Origin of the sequence: Marinobacter sp. M3C (assembly GCF_023311895.1) — a bacterium.
Lineage (GTDB): Bacteria > Pseudomonadota > Gammaproteobacteria > Pseudomonadales > Oleiphilaceae > Marinobacter.
This window is the reverse complement of sequence record NZ_CP092284.1, coordinates 855,221-871,443: the sequence shown is the minus strand read 5'-3', so window position 1 is coordinate 871,443 and position 16,223 is coordinate 855,221. Positions and strand designations below refer to the sequence as shown.

The following is a 16,223-nucleotide window of genomic DNA, read 5'->3' as shown; positions in this document are numbered from 1 at the left end:
GAAGATGTAGATAGGCTATTAATGCTACTTGAGCATAATAAAAAGCGCCTCAAACTAGATCTGTCTCTTTGCTGTCAGCCTGCCTGGTTCGAATCAATGTTGCGTGGCCCGTATCCAAAGCTTCGGTCAGCCGCCTCTGTTTCTCCTGAATCGCGTGTGCGGCCTGCTCACGAACCGGGCCATAGCCCCGGACTTCACTCGGCAGCTCCGCTAACTGCAAAAAAGTGTCGTAGTTGCTGGCATTCAACTCCTTGACTGCGCGGCGTGCCATTTGCTCGTAGTCTTGCAGTTGGGCGCGATCCATCTTCCGGTCGGCAGAATAGCTGAACGGGTCAAGGGCGGTGCCGCTCAGCACCCGAAACTTCGCCAACAGCCCGAATGCCCGGAACATCCAGGGGTCGAACTGACGTCCTCTGCCCGGGCCTCGCCGGTGTTCAGCAGGTCGGTAATAGCCTTCAAATCTGTCGCGGCTACGCGGCCCCAGCCAAAGGCTTCCTTATTGCGGTCAATCGCGACGCCATTCAGCTCAATGGCTTTTATCAACGAGGCCTGTGACAGAGGCAAAAGCCCTCTCTGCCAGGCAAAGCCCAGCATCATCACGTTGGAAAACACGGTGTCTCCCATCAGCTTTTCAGCAATGCCATTGGCATTCAGTCGCACCGAGGTACCCAGGCCTTCAAGATGGGCTGCCATAGTGATGAGCTGGCCCACGGTTACAACGCCTGTGCCGCCCACACCACCCACCAACAGATCGTAGGAACCGGTCAGCGCAGGCAAAACCGGCTCGGGAATAGTAGTAAGTTTGCCCGTAAGCACAGAGTCCGCGTCTGTACCGCGAGATTTGCGCAGCTGGCCACCCTCGATGGTTGCAAAGCTTGGGCAAAAGCCATTCACGCAGGAGAAATCTTTGTTACAAGAGGGCTGATCAATTTTGCGTTTTCGGCCCAGCTCATCCTGTTTACCAGTGATCAGAACGTCGCCGGGGTGATCCGGTTCCGACATGGCTTCTTTGATCTGGCTTTCGATAATGCCGCGCTTTTCCTCGGCAACAAGCACTTCTTCCTTGTCGTGAACAAACTTGAGAATACCGCTACGTTCAAGTGGCCAAACCAAGCCCACTTTGTAGATATCGAGCCCTATGTCCTTGGCATGAGTTTCATCAATGCCGAGCAGATCAAGCGCTTCCGGCAGATCCAGATGTCTTTTTCCGGTGGTGACTATTCCAAACCGGGCGTTTGGCTCGTTAAACAGGCAGCGGTCGATAGGATTCGCTCGGGCAAAAGCTTGCACAGCCGCCAGTTTATGTTCAATACGGGTTTGCAACTGAGGCCCCGGAAGGTCCGGCCAGCGATAATGAAGACCGGTCTCCGGCGGCGTGAAATCATCCGGCGTTACAAAATCTGGCAGTGGCGGCAGCTCCACCGAAGCAGCACTTTCCACCGTTTCGGGCACCGTTTTGAATCCAACCCAGCAGCCGCTGTAACGCGACAAGGCATAGCCCCAAAGGCCAAACTCCAAATACTCGGCAATGTTGGCTGGATTAAGAGTGGGCATGAAAAAGCTGATGAACACGCCATTCACCAGGCGGTCATCGTCGGTCTCCACCTGTTGGGTACCCAATATAATGGTGGCCGCAAGATCCTCGTTGATTGCGGGCACAAAATCTATACAGTTTGCGTCAAGCAACGTTTTAGCCTGCAACAGTGCAACGTCTACTGCGGCTAGAGGTGAACCACGATAGCCACTTACCAAACCGGCCTTTTTAGCCCAAGTTTGCGGTCCAGCCCTGCCTGGGTCAGAAGTATGCGCACCAAGGCCGGGGTTTCGGTCAGAAATACTCGCCCGGACTCTCACAGGTAGTGGTCTTCAAGTTGGCAATTGTGAGCTTCGGGCCGCCGGTTTTGGTGCGCTTGCCTTGAGTGGGGCGATGTTGAGAATTGTCAGCAGGCATGCGAACCTCTCCTTCTGTTCACTTTATGATCAAAAGTATAGAAGAGAATTCAGCAGATGAGTTGGTAAATAGACGTCTGTTACGTGCTTAAAACTGAGGAATATGGGGGTGCCGGTCGTGTTTGTCGGGCCGTTCGTGTAAATTCAGGTACGAATTACATCAAAGGAAAATGTTATGGGTCTGGCTATTGCGTTGCATGCGTTATCCGCCGTTATTTGGGTTGGCGGTATGTTTTTTGCCTACATGGCGATGCGCCCGGCCGTGGGTGAGGTGATTGAAGCGGGACAGCGTGGTGAACTTTGGTGTCAAACGCTTACGCGGTTTTTCCGTTGGGTTTGGTTGGCGATCGTGCTCTTGCTGATCACCGGGTACTGGATGATTTTCAAGGGATTTGGTGGCATGGCAGGAGCAGGGTGGCACATACATGCCATGCAGACGCTAGGCCTGATCATGATGTTGTTGTTTTTTCACCTCTACTTCGCCCCGTTCCGCCGTTTGAAACTGGCCGTTGCCGCCAGCGACTCGCAAGAAGGCGGGCGTCAGGTCGGCAAAATTCGCCGGCTCGTTGGCATTAATCTGATTATTGGCCTGGTGGTGGTGGCTATCGGTTCTGCCGGGCGCTACCTGTAAACAGAGGCAAAAAAACTGGGAACAGTGACATTGTAATGGATACCACAGAACTGATTTTGGGGCTGATTTTCAGCTCCATTGGCGTTGGCTATTTCATTTACGGCCGCAAGCAATCGAATATCGTAACGCGATATTGTGGTATCGCTTTGGTTCTATACCCTTATCTGGTGACGGACACGCTTGCGTTGGTGGCGGTGGGTGTCGGGTTGATGCTGGTTCCAAGATTCGTTGAAATTTGATCGAGGCTAACGTATTTGTAAAATTTAATGCGCAGTTGCGTTGGAAAACACGTTAATAACAACAACGCCAGCCACAATCAGCCCCATGCCGAACACGCTCGCCATGTCTAATTTCTGACCAAGCGCCAACCAGCCGATCATTGATATCAGAACAATTCCTGAGCCAGACCAGATGGCATAAGCTATGCCCACAGGAATCGTTTTCAGGGTCAGTGACAGAAAATAGAATGCAACGCCGTATCCGATAACCACCATCAAGCTTGGGAGCACTTTGGTAAAGCCTTCGCTCGGCTTCAGGCTTGAAGTTGCGATCACTTCCGCAATAATAGCGACGCCCAGAAACAGCCAGTTTTTCATCTAAACACTCTTGTCAAAAACAATGAATTGGAAGACCCCTTGCCGGAGGCTGAAAAAAAGAATTCTTATCTCAATTATCAGCGTTCGCTCAAAATAGCGGCCTTTGCGTTTTACGTTATACTTATATTACTCGGGCGGCATTTTGTTCCACTAAATTTGAATCTATCACGGTTTGTTTATCCCTGAGTTCAAGTAACAGCGCCTTATGGTGCACCCCCAATAATCTCGGAGTATACCAATGACGAAAACGATGAGAGGGGCTTCATTTTTGCTCGCAACCTTCGGTTTCGGTGCGCTGAATGTAAGTGTTGTGATTGCAGCGGGTGACCTGGATCGAGGTAAAATCATTGCCACTCAGGGCAATGGTGCTGGCGCTTTGGCGTGTGTGGCTTGTCATGGCCCGGATGGGAAAGGTAATGACGCAGCCGGCTTTCCGAGTATCGCCGGGCTTAATGCCGAATATTTGGGCAAGCAATTGCACGATTACGCTGGCGGACTGCGAAAAAACGCCATCATGCAGCCCTTTGCAAAGGCACTGACAGAAGACGACATCCAAAGTGTGACAGTCTATTACCAGAGTCTCAAGCCAATGGTTTTTTCCATTACCCAGCAAGCGCCTGCTGAAGATAATCAAGGCGAATGGCTGGCCATGCGGGGTGACTGGAACAACGACATACCAGCGTGTAACCAATGCCACGGCCCCAACGGTATGGGGGTCGGGAGTTCGTTTCCGGCCCTTTTAGGCCAGCATGCCGGTTATCTGAAAACGCAATTGGATGCCTGGCGCAGTGGCAGTCGTGATAATGATCCCAATCACCTGATGAGGGGTATTGCGCAGCGCCTGAGCGAACAACAGATCAGTGCTGTCACCGAATATTATGCAACTCTGCCTGAGCAACTGGCTGCGCAGTCCAAGCAAGAGGAGAGCCGCTGATGAGCCTTTGGAAATCGTCCCTGCTCGTAGTTGGTAGTGCTTTTTTTGTCTTTGCCGCACCTGCATTCATTCAGGCCGCAGAGCCAAAAGTGGATTACCAGAAACCATTACCCGCCGCACCCCCCGGTGAGGCGACGTTTCAGCCACCGCAAGAGCGGGATATTCCAGACTCTCCCTACGGCGACATGGTTCGTTATGGACGTGATCTATTTGTAAACACCCAGCAGTTGCGTGGCAAGTATGTGTTCAATGGCCAAAACTGCGTTAACTGCCACCTGGATGCCGGGCGACATGCCAGCGCTGCGCCGATGTGGGCGGCATTCGGTATGTACCCTGCCTATCGCAGCAAGAACGACAAAGTGAATACTCTGACAGAGCGACTTCAAGGCTGCATCACCTATTCCATGAACGGCGTGGCGCCCGCGCAAGGTGACCCCACTCTCGTCGCCATGGAAACCTATTTTCATTGGTTATCAACCGGCGCGCCTATTAACCAGGCTCTGCCAGGCCGTGGTTACCTCAAGCTTGAAACGCCAGAAGGTGGCCATGACCGAGAACGTGGCGCTGCGGTTTATATCGAGCAGTGCGCCATATGCCATGGTGAAAACGGGGAAGGGCAAAAGGTAGCAGGGCAGGTTGTTTTTCCACCTTTGTGGGGCGATGGCGCCTATAACTGGGGCGCGGGCATGCACCGGGTGAATACGGCAGCCGGCTTTATAAAAGCCAACATGCCACTGGGCAAGCCCAACTCCCTGAGCGATCAGGAGGCTTGGGATGTGGCAGCGTTTGTTAACAGTCACGAACGCCCTCAAGACCCACGTCGCCGGCAGCAGAGCTCACTGGATGTAACCGCAAGCACCTTTCATAACCACGATGGCTTTTACGGAAAGTCCGTAAACGACAAACGCCTGGGTGATCACGACAACTACGGTGAAAACCCTGGGGTTGCCAGCCAGTAAAGACAAAACGCCGTCAACCACAACAGTTGACGGCGTTTTGTCTTAGGTTTGAGCTGCGGCTATTAGCTTTTCTTATCAAGCGCTTCTTTCAGGCCAGCAAACGGATTGTGCGTAGCCGCCTCCCGTCTTTTTTCACCGCCGCCACCGTAGCGCACGAAATCCTCAAATTTACTGTGTTCGTTGTCGTGGCAGTAAACGCACAATAATTCCCAGTTACTGCCATCGGCGGGATTGTTGTCGTGGTCATGGTCGCGATGATGCACCGTCAGTTCTCGCAAATTGACGCGGGTAAACTCTCGGGTGCAGCGCCCGCATATCCACGGGTACATTTTTAGGGATTTTTCGCGATAGCCGCCTTCGCGCTTCGCGATGTACTCACGCTGCTCAGCCAGAATCTTGTCAAGTTTGCTTGTGTCGCCGACGTTCTGGCTCATGGGTGTTTCCTCGGTGCGGTAGGCTTGCTTTCGTGTTTGAGGGTCAGGATACCTTACAGAAAGGTTAGGCGGCATAATGGCTTCACCGTTTGAACTCATCTCAACCTTTAGCTACCGTATTATACAGGCGCAAATTGATGCATGGCCGGGAGCGTACGGTAAATCCTACGTATTGTTTTCAAATGTCTCAATTTGTTTGGATAAAATACAGAGGAGTATGGCCGTGGCTAATCAACCATTTCTCACCGATATCAAAATCATTCGCGAACGCGCTCGCATGCACATTGAACAAGGCGCCGTTACCGAAGGCTACATGGCAGATCGTGAAAACGTCATCAACCTGCTCAACGCGGCCCTGGCTACTGAAATTGTTTGCGTACTGCGCTATAAACGCCACTACTACATGGCAGACGGCTTGAGCGCGAGCATCGCCAAGGCAGAGTTTCTGGAACACGCTCAACAAGAGCAGCAACACGCGGATTGGTTGGCTGAACGTATCGTACAGCTAGGTGGAGCGCCGAACTTTTCGCCTGAAGGCTTGCTAAGCCGCTCGCACGCAGAATACGTCGAGGGCGAAACTCTACGGGAAATGATAAAAGAAGATTTGATCGCCGAACGTATTGCTATCGACAGTTACCGCGAAATTGCGAGTTATCTGGGGGAGAAAGATCCCACGTCCCGACGTATTATTGAAGACATCCTGGCTCAGGAAGAAGAGCACGCGGATGATATGGCGGGTTTGCTCAAAGGGTTGGATCAAATGCAGGGCAGCGGCGGTTAAAGTGCCGTTTTTGGTGTATTAACAACATCAAACGAATTGCTACGGCTACGGCTATGGCTATGGCTGTTGCGTTGCAGGTTTTATCCAGCTTTATCTTTGAACATAAAAAAACGGCCCCGCGGGGCCGCTTAGAAAGCTTCATAGCAGAGTATTACATTCCCGGCATGAGCACTGTATCGATTACGTGCACAACACCGTTGGACTGTACAACGTCGGCCTGAATAACCGTCGCCACATTGCCCTGGCTATCTTCGACCATCAGCTTGCCGCCTTTGGTGGTAAGCTTAAGTTTTCCACCCTGAACCGTTGGGGCGGGGTGCATTCCACCATCGTCTTCTACCATTTTCATGGCTGCCATTGAGCTCGCATTAGCTGGCACCACGTGATAGGTCAGTATCGATTGAAGCTTTTCCTTGTTCTCAGGCTTCAACAGCTCTTCAACAGTGCCTTTAGGCAGTTTTTCAAAAGCAGCGTTTGTTGGCGCAAATACGGTAAACGGACCTTTGCCGGAAAGTGTTTCGGCCAATCCCGCAGCTTTGACAGCGGCAACAAGCGTCGTTAGGTTTGCAGCATTTGATGCGTTCTCAACAACGGTCTTGTCGGGATACATTTCAGCGCCACCAACCATGGGGTTGCCGGCAGCAGCGGCATAACCCGCCAGCCCGGTGCCTGCGACAAAGATCATGGACGCCATCAACGTTTTCAGATTGCCTATGTTTTTCATTATTTATTCCTCAGCGTTTACAGTTTGAATACACATAGGTAAAACGCGTCGACGTCTTGTTTAGATGCAGCTGCTTAAAAATAAAATTGATGCACTGACATTGGTTCCGTGACGCACTCGAGTGTCATTCAAATTCTGGCCCCTCGTGCTGCATGCAGCTTCTTATAGCTTTCAATCAGCCGTAGATGTTTGTCCAGGCCTTCCAGCTGCATATTGGTTGGGGTAAGGCCGTAAAAGCGCACGTGGCCATTCACCGAACCCACTACCGCGTCCATCGTCTGTTCACCGTACATGCGCCTGAGGTTAAACAGGTAATCACTCAGCTCAAGTTCGTCATCGATAACAATTTCCAGTACCGCGCTCACCGCCCGATAAAACAACCCGCGTTCCACGGTATTGTCATTGAACTGGATAAACGTTTCTACCCGCTCAAGGGCATCTTCGTACTGTTCCAGAGCCAGGTTAATCAGCAGCTTTAACTCCAGAATAGTGAGCTGACCCCAGACTGTGTTTTCGTCGAATTCAATACCGATCAAGGTAATGATGTCCGTGTAATCGTCGATCTGGCTTTCTTCCAGGCGCTCCACCAGAGCATTCAGTTGGTCGTCATTTAAAGAGTGGAGGTTGAGAATATCTTCGCGATAATCCAGGGCCCGATTGGTGTTGTCCCAGATCAGATCTTCTATTTGGTAAACCTCGGAATAGTCAGGCACCAGCATGCGGCAGACCGGGGCGCCCAAGTCGTCATAAACCGCTGTATACACTTCTTTGCCCAAGTCTTTGAGGATGTTGAATAGGGTGGCGACTTCTTCTTCGTTAGTGCCTGAAAAATCCCACTCGCGAAACTCGAAATCCGCTTTGGCACTGAAGAAACGCCAGGAGAGCACACCGCTGGAATCAATAAAGTGCTCTACGTAGTTGTTGGGTTCGGTGATCGCAAGGCTGTTAAACGTGGGGGGCAGAAAATCGTTCAAGCCTTCAAAACTGCGGCCTTGCATCAACTCAGTCAGGCTGCGTTCCAGTGCTACTTCCAGAGAAGGGTGCGCACCGAAGGAGGCAAAAACGCCAGAGGTTTTCGGATTCATCAGAGTGACACAAGCCACCGGGAACTGGCCGCCAAGAGAGGCATCTTTGACCAACACCGGATAACCCTGTGCTTCCAACGCCCGAATGCCTTCCAGAATATTGGGATATTTTTCCAATACGTGTAGGGGCACATCCGGCAGTGCAAGTTCTTCCTGAATGATCCGTTTTTTAACCGCCCGCTCAAAAATCTCTGACAGGCACTGAACTTGCGCCTCAAACAGGGTGTTACCCGCACTCATGCCGTTGCTTAGGAACAGGTTCTCAATCAGATTGCTGGGGAAGTACACCGTTTCGCCGTCTGAATGGCGCGCAAAGGGCAGCGCGCAGATTCCGCGCTCTGCATTGCCGGAGTTGGTGTCAATCAGGTTAGAACCGCACAGTTCATCATCCTGGTTGTAGATGGCCAGGCAGTGCTCATCCAGAATGCCCTGTGGTAGTTCGTCATTGGGCCCTGGCTTGAACCAGCGTTCATTGGGGTAATGAACAAACTCGCTGTTGGCGATTTCTTCGCCAAAAAACTGATCGTTATAGAAGAAGTTGCAGTTCAGGCGCTCAATAAATTCGCCCAGGGCCGAGCACAGGGCGCTTTCTTTTGTTGAGCCTTTGCCATTGGTAAAGCACATGGGTGAGGCCGCGTCGCGAATGTGCAGTGACCAAACGTGAGGCACAATATTGCGCCAGGATGCGATTTCAATTTTCATGCCCAGGTCCGCTAGAATGGCGGTCATGTTGGCGATGGTCTGCTCCACCGGCAGGTCTTTACCCAAAACATAGGTGCTGGTGTCGCCTTCTGGCTTCGCCATCAGCAGGGCCTGGGCGTCTTCATCCAGGCTGTCTACGATTTCAATCTGGAATTCAGGGCCGGTTTGCACCACCTTTTTGACCGTGCAGCGGTCGATAGAGCGCACAATGCCCTGACGGTCTTTGTCAGAAATGTTTTCTGGCAGCTCAACCTGAATTTTGAAAATCTGGTTATAGCGGTTCTCGGGATCCACAATGTTGTTTTGCGACAGGCGGATATTGTCGGTTGGAATGTTCCGCGCTATGCAGTAAACCCGCACAAAATAGGCCGCACACAACGCCGATGACGCCAAAAAATAGTCAAAAGGGCCGGGCGCTGAACCATCGCCTTTATAACGAATGGGTTGATCGGCAATCACCGAGAAGTCGTCAAATTTGGCTTCAATGCGGAGGTTGTCGAGAAAATTGACGTTAATTTCCATTACGAGGGTACCGATTTGTAGAATTTGGCGCTTTATGGCCTTAGATTGCGGCTATTATCCAGTTTTTGACGCCGAACGTCTTTCAATTCGGTGAAAGTTAGCCATAGCTAACAGAGAATGGTAGGACACAAGATAATGGGATGGACTAAAAAATGGAGAATGACCGTATTAGCGCGACGATAGAAGGGCCAGACGGAAAACAACGTTGTCTCTGGTGCGGCACCGTACCGGAACTGCGTGTTTATCACGACACCGAATGGGGCTTTCCTGTGGGTGATGATTTTCGCTTGTTTGAGAAGCTGAGCCTTGAAGGCTTTCAGTCTGGATTGAGTTGGCGCACCATTTTGGCGAAGCGCGAGAATTTCCGTGCGGCCTTTCATCAATTTGATTTCAATAAAATTGCATGCTTCGACGAGTGCAGTGTCGAACGCTTAATGATGGATGAGGGCATTATTCGGCATCGCGGCAAGATTGAGGCGGTGATCAACAATGCGCGATTGGCTAAACAGATCGTTGAACAGGCGGGCTCCTTGGCGGCTTTTGTATGGCGTTTTGAGCCCGACGCAAAGCCGCCCGCGGATCTACAAACAGTATCGACTTCTGCGGAATCCATCGCCTTGTCGAAGGCACTTAAGAAACTGGGTTGGCAGTTCATCGGGCCAACCACGGCTTACGCCTTCATGCAGTCAATGGGGTTGATCAACGACCACGCCGCGGATTGCGTCATTCGGGCCGGCGTAGAGCAAGCGCGTAAACGTCTTACCCATTGCCACATTCGATGATGCTTACCGAGTCCGGGAGGCCTTCCCGCTGCTGATTGGGCATAACGTCGGTGTATAAGCGATCAACATACTTGAACGAGGCGACTTTACAGTACGAGCTTAGCGTCCATTTGCTGTAATCGGCCACCAGCAGGCGGCCCCGGGTATTGCTTATAATGGCCCGGCTGACTTCGGCCTCACGGATATCATGATCCATCAAACCGTGCTGAAGATCCATGCTGCCAGTACTGATGATGCCAAAGTCGGTAACGAACGAGCTGAAAAAATGGGTGACTTCCGGCCCGACCACGTCTTGGTCTTTATGCCGGTACTGCCCGCCAGACACGATAACGTCGATATTGGGATTCACTGAAAGCGCTGCGGCCACGCGGAGGTTGTTGGTCAAAATCTTGAGCGACCGGTGATGGATCAGCGCTTGTGCCACCCGCTCAATGGTACTACCCACCCCAAGGCTGACGGTGGCCCCTTCCGGAATATCCGCTGCGACACGCTCGGCCATGCGCTGCTTGGCCCGTAAATTACGTACCTGTAGTTCGTCAATGAGATGAGTGGCAGCGCTGGGGGGTAAACTGACGCCCCCGTAACGACGGCGCAACAAGCCTTGCTCGCAAAGCTTGTTGATGTCGCGACGAATGGTCTGAGTAGTAACGCCAAAGCGCTGTGCAATGTCTTCAACTTCGACATGCTCCTGCTCGTGCACCCATTCTATTATGCTGTGCTGCCGCTCTTTGGCGCCCATCAGTTTACAGTCACGGTCAGTTGACTCATGTTGTTGCTATGTGCGGCGGGTGTCGGCCTGGCTCAGCCCAGACTCGGTGCGTTGCTGCAGCCAGGCATCCGCCATTTCAGCAAAGCCCAGCCCGGAAGGCTGGCTGGCGATCGCTGCAGGTTGGTATGTCATCACCGGCAGGTGCCTGCGAATGTTTGCCACACCAATACTCAGCGGAAAGTTGCGGAACATACATTCGTCATTGGGCGCATCTCCAATAAACACAGAGCGTTGCCGCAATGCCTGCGAATCCAGGCCCAGTAAATCACGGCCTACCCGCATGGCCATGGTGGATTTATCGAAGTCACCCTGCCAGATGTTGATGTGAATCGAGCTCTCCCGAACGTTGAATCCCTGAGCTTTTAGGGCATCGTGAATCTGATCCACCTGTTGAGAATTTAATGACTCTTGCTGGTTATAATCCACCGCCACATCCACCGTGCGAAAAGCCTGGTCGCCGGCCAGTTTGGGTTCAAAGTCCAGCTTCAATGCAGCAACAGCCGCCAAAATGCGAGCCTGGTCTTCACGGTGGGACAATTCGTTATCCCAGTAGTGCCAACGAACGGTCATGGGTGCGGTGCGTTCTGCGTAAAAGGCACCGCCTTCACCAATCACGGCCTTTACGGGCCAGGTTCGAATGATTTGATCACACCAGCCGGCGCAGCCTCCGGTGACCGGAATCACTTTGATACCCGCAGCCGCCAGCTTACAAATCGCAAGGTAGGTTTCGGGCAGCAGCTGGCCTGCGGTAGTCAGCGTATCGTCCACATCGGTGAACAGAATATCCGCGTTACCAAACTCAAAATTTTTCAACATATTGTCTGCTTTCTCGTTCAAATTACTTTTTTGCGCAGGACACTGGTGATTGCCTCGCCCAGAATAACCAGAACGATGATGGCTAACAGGATTGTCGCAACGGTTTGCCAGGCGAACAGGTCAATCGACCCCTGCAGCAACACCCCGATACCACCGGCGCCCACCAGGCCTAAAACGGTAGACTCACGAATATTGATGTCCCAGCGCAAAATGATGATGGCAAAAAATGCCGGCATTACCTGGGGAACAATCGCGTAGAGCACCACCTTCATCTTACTGGCGCCCGTTGCCTGCATGGCCTCTACCGGGTTGCGGTCGATCTCTTCAATGGCTTCACCCATCAGCTTGCCAATAAACCCGATGGACCGGAACATAACCGCCAAAATACCGGCCAGCACGCCCGGGCCAAAAATGGCCACGAACAGCAGCGCCCATATAATGGTGTTCACTGAACGGCTGGATACCAGAATAAACCGGCCAAGCCACAGCGTTGCCTTGTTCGGCGTTGTATTCTGCGCCGCAATATAAGACACCGGTAAGGCGATGAATATCGTCAGCATGGTCGACAGCGTGGCAATGTGAACGGTTTCCAGCATGGCGCTTAAGATTGCGTCCCACCGGCTGAACTCTGGTGGCCACATGCGTGAACCCAAGCTTTGAATCTGATTGGGGGCGTCCCATACCCAAGGCCAAAAAATGTCGATGTCTTTTATCGTCCAGACAACGGCCACTAAAGTTGCCAGATAGATCGCGTAGCGGATCAACTGCTCTTTCCGGTCATAGCGTGACCAGACGTGGTCTTTCAGTTTTGCAGCGTGATCTACCATACTTTTTTCCTCACCCATCCGCTGAAACCTTCACTGATCAAAATGATCCCGATAATCATCAGCAGAATGGCAAATGCGAAATCGTAATCGTAACGTCCGAAGGCGTTCATCAGCGTGCCACCAATACCGCCTGCCCCTACAATACCGACCACCGCCGAAGCGCGAAGGTTGCTGTCCAGCTGGTACATAGACAGCCCTATCTGGCGCGGCATAATCTGTGGAAAAACCCCAAAGACCAGTATTTTGAAATACCCGGCGCCTACCGAGCGCATGGCTTCAACCTGACCCCAGTCGATCTCTTCGATTTCCTCAGCCAATAACTTGGCGACAAAGCCGATGGAATACAGGGTTAGGGTGAGAATGCCCGCCAGCGGGCCAAAACCGACCGCGGCTACAAAAAGAATCGCTACGATAACCGGGTGAAAGCTGCGGGATATAACAATCAACGCGCGCCCTAACAAATAGACAGGCAAGGGCGCCACATTTTTAGCGGCCATCACCGCGATGGGCAGCGACAGGCCAACACCCATCAGGGTTGCCAGAAAGGCAATCTGGAAACTTTCCTTGAACCCGGTCCATAACAGACCGCCGCGCTCGAAACTGGGCGGAAAAGCGCCACCGAAGATTTTAGCGGCACGGGGCAAGCCTTCTGAAACCCGCTCCCAATTGAACGGCAAGGTTGAGAAGGCCCAGTACAAGTAGGTCAGGGCTATGACGATCAAGCCATAGCGAACCCAGGGGTTTGCTATGAACGGTGGCTTTTTCCAGACCCTGCCTGACTGGGCGTCGGCCCCGGTTCTGAGGCGTGTCATGCCGAAGCCTCCTGATCCTGCGATGCCTGCTTCGCCGAATCGTCACCGTCTTCTTCCGGTGATTCGATACCGCCGTATATGGCGTCTAGCGCATCCTGATTGAAATCTTTGGGTTCACCGTCAAAAATCATTTGGCCATGGCGCATGCCCACAATGCGGTCGGTATACATTCGCGCCTGGGTTACGTTGTGAATATTGATCAACACCGGCAGTGACATTTCACTCGCCAGGCTTTGCAACAGGCTCATGATCTGCTGCGACGTTTTTGGGTCCAGCGACGCTGTTGGCTCATCGGCCAGCAAAATCTGCGGCTCTTGCATCAGCGCACGTACCACCGCAACACGCTGCCGCTCGCCACCCGATAGCTGGTCTGCGCGTTTGTCGGCGTATTGGGCAATGCCCACACGCTCCATCAAGCTGAAGGCACGGTCGATGTCAGTTTGCGGAAAGCGGCGGGTTAAAGCCTGGAAAAAAGACACGTAACCCAAGCGCCCGGACAGCACGTTCTCCATCACGGTCAAACGATCAATCAGGTTAAAACCCTGGAAAACCATACCAATGCGCCGGCGGGAATGACGCAATGCACTTCCGCGAAGATTGACCAACTCGTGGCCGTTCAGCTTGATCGAACCCGATGTTGGTTCGACCAACCGGTTGATGCAGCGCAACAGGGTACTTTTCCCGGCGCCTGAAGCGCCAACAATGGAAACAACACTGCTGCCATCGACCGTCAGATCAAGACCTTTGAGCACGGGATCGTTCTGCCCGTATCGCTTGACGAGGTTGGTAATCTCTAACATGTGATTAACTCCGGATAGAGCCTCTGGCGGGTTAGCCGGAGGCTCCGGTTTTCTTATTGAAGATTATCGGGGGTGTACTGAACGCCATTGGACGCCTGAATGGTGCGAATGACGCGCCAGTTGTCCTTGTAGTTGATCGGAATGAAGGTTTCAACGCCTTCAAACTCGTCACCCAGCTCGGTGCCGGCAAATTTAAAGGTATAAAAAGCTTCGCGAATTTTTTCGACCAGATCAGGGTGTAGGTTGTGCGCATAGTTATAAGACGTCGTCGGGAAACGATCTGATTCCCAAACCAGGCGCACGTCTTCTACGTCATACAATCCACGCGCGGCCATGCGCTCTACCACTTCTGAGGCGACTGGAGCGGCATCGTAGTCGCGAGCGACCACACCAAGCATGGATTGATCGTGGCTGCCCGAAAACGAAATCTCGTAGTCTTCACCCGGTACTATCCCCATTTCTGGAAACAGCGCTCTGGGTGCCTGGTTGCCCGAGTTGGAGGTTGGCGACGTATGCGCAACCCGCTTGCCTTTAAGGTCTGCCATTTCATAAATGTCAGAATCGCTGTGGGTGAAAACCTGCAAGGTATAGCCAAACTGGCCCGTGTCTGACCCCATCAGCGCAAAGGGAACGGCACCGGCAAGATTAACGGCGAAAGGCGTCGGGCCAGTGGAGAAGCCTGCGATGTGCAGGCGCCCACTGCGCATGGCTTCCACCTGGGCAGAGTTGGATTGCACGGCGAAGAAGCGAACATCTTTACCGGTCACTTTCGCCAGGTGGTCAATGAAAGGCTGCCAGATATCCGAATAAATGGCCGGATCTTCAACGGGTGTGTAGGCAAAAATCAAGGTGTCGGGATTAACCCACTCTGACTCATCCGTCGGCAAGTCGGCTACCATGTCGCCGTCTGCATCGCAGTACATGGCATCGAGTGCGCCGCGTTCACAGTCCGCAAGAGCCGGGCTGCTGAAAGCAAACAGTAAAGCCGAGGCTGCCAAGGTGACAGACGGCAAAGCGCCGGAAAACAATTTTTTCTGCATATTCATTGAGATTCTCCACTGGAAACGGTCCCTGCATAAGAGTCTCATGCGTTGAATTGAACATCCTGAGAGGACCCGTTCCGCCAGGTTATTGTTATAAGATGTTCAATTGAACACTCATAGTAGCAGCAAAGCACCATTAGGCAAGGTACCTATGCCTGCAACGACAGTCTGCAATGAGCGTGTTCGGCGGAGAAGCTCCCGCGGAGCGTGTTCAATTGAGTGTTGAGGTGCCTTTTTGGGCGCGTAAGCATTGGCCAATGTGGTCTGCCAGGCCTGTGAATTGCGTATTCTTTACCTTAAGCTTGAACTAATACATTGGCAGAACAAGGCGGTTTGCAAAAGCGTATGTCTGACAAAGAGCTCCGTACAAAATCCGATAAGCAGTCGATTGACCAGTTTATCCATCAGGTCCGTAAGTTGCCTCAGCAAGGTGGAGGGCAGGGCGGCGAGCAGGGCCGGCTGATTTTCGCCCTGGATGCCACCGCCAGCAGAGAGGCTACCTGGGACCAGGCTTGCCACTTGCAGAGCGAGCTTTTTCTGGCGACCCGGGATTTGGGTGGCCTGGCCATTCAGCTTTGTTATTACCGCGGTTACGGGGAATTCAAGGCCACCGGGTTTGTTAACCAGACCAGCCAGCTGCTTAACCTGATGAACGGCGTTTCCTGTCTGGGCGGCCGTACCCAGATTCACAGGGTTTTAGCGCACGCCAGAGCAGAAACCCGGTCAAAGGCCGTCAAAGCCGTGGTGTTTATTGGCGATTGTTGTGAGGAGCCGGTAGACGAGCTCTGCCACATCGCCGGCGAGCTGGGCATGTTGCGCACCCCGGTGTTTATGTTCCTTGAAGGTGGCGACGCACACGCCAAGGCGTTTTTTCAGCAAGTGGCCAAACTGTCGGGTGGCGCCTATGCACCCTTTAACAGCAACAGCCCGCAAATGCTGAAGGATCTTATGGCCGCTGTTGCGGTCTATGCTTCCGGGGGAGCCAAAGCGCTGCAGGACTACTCTAGCCGCAGCTCACCAGAAGTGAAGCGCCTGACTCAACAAATCCGTTAGGGC

20 protein-coding genes are annotated in these 16,223 nt (G+C 52.7%); 7 read left to right on the top strand and 13 right to left on the bottom strand.

Features of this window, described 5'->3' with window-relative positions:
• Positions 1 to 49 precede the first annotated feature (49 nt).
• The 3 genes from MIH18_RS03905 to MIH18_RS23915 form a co-directional block, all read right to left on the bottom strand.
• Positions 50 to 391, bottom strand: a complete 342-nt coding sequence (locus MIH18_RS03905; RefSeq protein ID WP_349292897.1) for a DUF6537 domain-containing protein — start codon at positions 389 to 391, stop codon at positions 50 to 52.
• On the bottom strand, positions 349 to 1,686 hold the full coding sequence (locus tag MIH18_RS03900) for a hypothetical protein (RefSeq protein ID WP_249008491.1): 1,338 nt from the start codon (positions 1,684 to 1,686) through the stop codon (positions 349 to 351). Before MIH18_RS03900 ends, MIH18_RS03905 begins: the two co-directional genes overlap by 43 nt.
• 142 nt (positions 1,687 to 1,828) lie before the next feature.
• Entirely contained in the window at positions 1,829 to 1,951 is a 123-nt protein-coding gene (locus tag MIH18_RS23915) for a hypothetical protein (protein ID WP_283164833.1), read from the bottom strand.
• Between the two features lie 174 nt (positions 1,952 to 2,125).
• Here MIH18_RS23915 and MIH18_RS03895 point away from each other — a divergent pair, with 174 nt between their 5' ends.
• Both MIH18_RS03895 and MIH18_RS03890 read left to right on the top strand, forming a co-directional pair.
• The gene (locus MIH18_RS03895; RefSeq protein WP_249008492.1) at positions 2,126 to 2,581 is read left to right on the top strand and encodes a CopD family protein; all 456 of its coding nucleotides are present in this window, start codon (positions 2,126 to 2,128) and stop codon (positions 2,579 to 2,581) included.
• A gap of 35 nt (positions 2,582 to 2,616) precedes the next feature.
• A complete protein-coding gene (locus tag MIH18_RS03890) occupies positions 2,617 to 2,820 on the top strand; it encodes a hypothetical protein (RefSeq protein WP_249008493.1) in 204 nt (67 codons plus the stop codon).
• 24 nt (positions 2,821 to 2,844) lie between these two features.
• Here the strand turns inward: MIH18_RS03890 and MIH18_RS03885 are convergent, their stop codons facing one another.
• Complete coding sequence (locus MIH18_RS03885; RefSeq protein WP_249008494.1) at positions 2,845 to 3,177, bottom strand: SMR family transporter; 333 nt, start codon at positions 3,175 to 3,177, stop codon at positions 2,845 to 2,847.
• 238 nt (positions 3,178 to 3,415) lie between these two features.
• Here MIH18_RS03885 and MIH18_RS03880 point away from each other — a divergent pair, with 238 nt between their 5' ends.
• Both MIH18_RS03880 and MIH18_RS03875 read left to right on the top strand, forming a co-directional pair.
• Positions 3,416 to 4,111: a c-type cytochrome gene (locus MIH18_RS03880; protein WP_249013969.1), complete on the top strand. Its 696-nt coding sequence runs from the start codon at positions 3,416 to 3,418 to the stop codon at positions 4,109 to 4,111.
• Entirely contained in the window at positions 4,108 to 5,070 is a 963-nt protein-coding gene (locus MIH18_RS03875; protein ID WP_249014594.1) for a c-type cytochrome, read from the top strand. The genes MIH18_RS03880 and MIH18_RS03875 overlap by 4 nt, the downstream gene beginning before the upstream one ends.
• A 62-nt stretch (positions 5,071 to 5,132) precedes the next feature.
• Here the strand turns inward: MIH18_RS03875 and MIH18_RS03870 are convergent, their stop codons facing one another.
• Complete coding sequence (locus MIH18_RS03870; protein ID WP_249008496.1) at positions 5,133 to 5,504, bottom strand: YajD family HNH nuclease; 372 nt, start codon at positions 5,502 to 5,504, stop codon at positions 5,133 to 5,135.
• A gap of 217 nt (positions 5,505 to 5,721) precedes the next feature.
• Between MIH18_RS03870 and MIH18_RS03865 the strand changes: the two genes are divergently transcribed.
• Positions 5,722 to 6,285 (top strand): ferritin-like domain-containing protein, encoded by a 564-nt coding sequence (locus tag MIH18_RS03865; protein ID WP_249008497.1) that lies wholly within the window; start codon positions 5,722 to 5,724, stop codon positions 6,283 to 6,285.
• Between the two features lie 151 nt (positions 6,286 to 6,436).
• Here MIH18_RS03865 and MIH18_RS03860 read toward each other — a convergent pair whose 3' ends face one another.
• Positions 6,437 to 7,009: a fasciclin domain-containing protein gene (locus MIH18_RS03860; protein ID WP_249008498.1), complete on the bottom strand. Its 573-nt coding sequence runs from the start codon at positions 7,007 to 7,009 to the stop codon at positions 6,437 to 6,439.
• Between the two features lie 128 nt (positions 7,010 to 7,137).
• On the bottom strand, positions 7,138 to 9,318 hold the full coding sequence (locus MIH18_RS03855; protein ID WP_249008499.1) for an OsmC domain/YcaO domain-containing protein: 2,181 nt from the start codon (positions 9,316 to 9,318) through the stop codon (positions 7,138 to 7,140).
• 152 nt (positions 9,319 to 9,470) lie between these two features.
• Between MIH18_RS03855 and MIH18_RS03850 the strand changes: the two genes are divergently transcribed.
• Positions 9,471 to 10,100: a DNA-3-methyladenine glycosylase I gene (locus MIH18_RS03850; RefSeq protein ID WP_249008500.1), complete on the top strand. Its 630-nt coding sequence runs from the start codon at positions 9,471 to 9,473 to the stop codon at positions 10,098 to 10,100.
• On the opposite strand, the gene MIH18_RS03845 is transcribed toward MIH18_RS03850, so the two are convergent.
• The 6 genes from MIH18_RS03845 to phnD are packed head-to-tail and all read right to left on the bottom strand — an operon-like array spanning position 10,078 to position 15,170.
• Positions 10,078 to 10,839, bottom strand: coding sequence for a DeoR/GlpR family DNA-binding transcription regulator (locus MIH18_RS03845; RefSeq protein WP_249008501.1), 762 nt, complete (start codon positions 10,837 to 10,839; stop codon positions 10,078 to 10,080). The two genes, MIH18_RS03850 and MIH18_RS03845, sit on opposite strands and share 23 nt — an antisense overlap.
• 36 nt (positions 10,840 to 10,875) lie before the next feature.
• Positions 10,876 to 11,685, bottom strand: coding sequence for an HAD-IIB family hydrolase (locus MIH18_RS03840; RefSeq protein WP_249008502.1), 810 nt, complete (start codon positions 11,683 to 11,685; stop codon positions 10,876 to 10,878).
• A gap of 17 nt (positions 11,686 to 11,702) precedes the next feature.
• The gene (gene phnE, locus MIH18_RS03835) at positions 11,703 to 12,512 is read right to left on the bottom strand and encodes a phosphonate ABC transporter, permease protein PhnE (RefSeq protein ID WP_249008503.1); all 810 of its coding nucleotides are present in this window, start codon (positions 12,510 to 12,512) and stop codon (positions 11,703 to 11,705) included.
• A complete protein-coding gene (gene phnE, locus MIH18_RS03830; RefSeq protein WP_249008504.1) occupies positions 12,506 to 13,324 on the bottom strand; it encodes a phosphonate ABC transporter, permease protein PhnE in 819 nt (272 codons plus the stop codon). Before phnE (MIH18_RS03830) ends, phnE (MIH18_RS03835) begins: the two co-directional genes overlap by 7 nt.
• Positions 13,321 to 14,124: a phosphonate ABC transporter ATP-binding protein gene (phnC, locus tag MIH18_RS03825; protein ID WP_249008505.1), complete on the bottom strand. Its 804-nt coding sequence runs from the start codon at positions 14,122 to 14,124 to the stop codon at positions 13,321 to 13,323. Before phnC ends, phnE (MIH18_RS03830) begins: the two co-directional genes overlap by 4 nt.
• A 53-nt stretch (positions 14,125 to 14,177) precedes the next feature.
• Positions 14,178 to 15,170, bottom strand: coding sequence for a phosphate/phosphite/phosphonate ABC transporter substrate-binding protein (gene phnD, locus MIH18_RS03820; protein ID WP_249008506.1), 993 nt, complete (start codon positions 15,168 to 15,170; stop codon positions 14,178 to 14,180).
• Positions 15,171 to 15,512: 342 nt separating this feature from the next.
• Between phnD and MIH18_RS03815 the strand changes: the two genes are divergently transcribed.
• Positions 15,513 to 16,220 (top strand): VWA domain-containing protein, encoded by a 708-nt coding sequence (locus MIH18_RS03815; protein ID WP_249008507.1) that lies wholly within the window; start codon positions 15,513 to 15,515, stop codon positions 16,218 to 16,220.
• The last annotated feature ends 3 nt before the right edge of the window (positions 16,221 to 16,223 follow it).

Bases quoted from the DNA above. Each gene is read 5' to 3' on its own strand.
- MIH18_RS03905 (WP_349292897.1), bottom strand. From the start codon at position 391: ATGTTCCGGGCATTCGGGCTGTTGGCGAAGTTTCGGGTGCTGAGCGGC.
- MIH18_RS23915 (WP_283164833.1), bottom strand. From the start codon at position 1,951: ATGCCTGCTGACAATTCTCAACATCGCCCCACTCAAGGCAAGCGCACC.
- MIH18_RS03895 (WP_249008492.1), top strand. From the start codon at position 2,126: ATGGGTCTGGCTATTGCGTTGCATGCGTTATCCGCCGTTATTTGGGTT.
- MIH18_RS03890 (WP_249008493.1), top strand. From the start codon at position 2,617: ATGGATACCACAGAACTGATTTTGGGGCTGATTTTCAGCTCCATTGGC.
- MIH18_RS03885 (WP_249008494.1), bottom strand. From the start codon at position 3,177: ATGAAAAACTGGCTGTTTCTGGGCGTCGCTATTATTGCGGAAGTGATC.
- MIH18_RS03880 (WP_249013969.1), top strand. From the start codon at position 3,416: ATGACGAAAACGATGAGAGGGGCTTCATTTTTGCTCGCAACCTTCGGT.
- MIH18_RS03870 (WP_249008496.1), bottom strand. From the start codon at position 5,504: ATGAGCCAGAACGTCGGCGACACAAGCAAACTTGACAAGATTCTGGCT.
- MIH18_RS03865 (WP_249008497.1), top strand. From the start codon at position 5,722: ATGGCCGTGGCTAATCAACCATTTCTCACCGATATCAAAATCATTCGC.
- MIH18_RS03860 (WP_249008498.1), bottom strand. From the start codon at position 7,009: ATGAAAAACATAGGCAATCTGAAAACGTTGATGGCGTCCATGATCTTT.
- MIH18_RS03855 (WP_249008499.1), bottom strand. From the start codon at position 9,318: ATGGAAATTAACGTCAATTTTCTCGACAACCTCCGCATTGAAGCCAAA.
- MIH18_RS03850 (WP_249008500.1), top strand. From the start codon at position 9,471: ATGGAGAATGACCGTATTAGCGCGACGATAGAAGGGCCAGACGGAAAA.
- MIH18_RS03845 (WP_249008501.1), bottom strand. From the start codon at position 10,839: ATGGGCGCCAAAGAGCGGCAGCACAGCATAATAGAATGGGTGCACGAG.
- MIH18_RS03840 (WP_249008502.1), bottom strand. From the start codon at position 11,685: ATGTTGAAAAATTTTGAGTTTGGTAACGCGGATATTCTGTTCACCGAT.
- phnE (WP_249008503.1), bottom strand. From the start codon at position 12,512: ATGGTAGATCACGCTGCAAAACTGAAAGACCACGTCTGGTCACGCTAT.
- phnE (WP_249008504.1), bottom strand. From the start codon at position 13,324: ATGACACGCCTCAGAACCGGGGCCGACGCCCAGTCAGGCAGGGTCTGG.
- phnC (WP_249008505.1), bottom strand. From the start codon at position 14,124: ATGTTAGAGATTACCAACCTCGTCAAGCGATACGGGCAGAACGATCCC.
- phnD (WP_249008506.1), bottom strand. From the start codon at position 15,170: ATGAATATGCAGAAAAAATTGTTTTCCGGCGCTTTGCCGTCTGTCACC.
- MIH18_RS03815 (WP_249008507.1), top strand. From the start codon at position 15,513: ATGTCTGACAAAGAGCTCCGTACAAAATCCGATAAGCAGTCGATTGAC.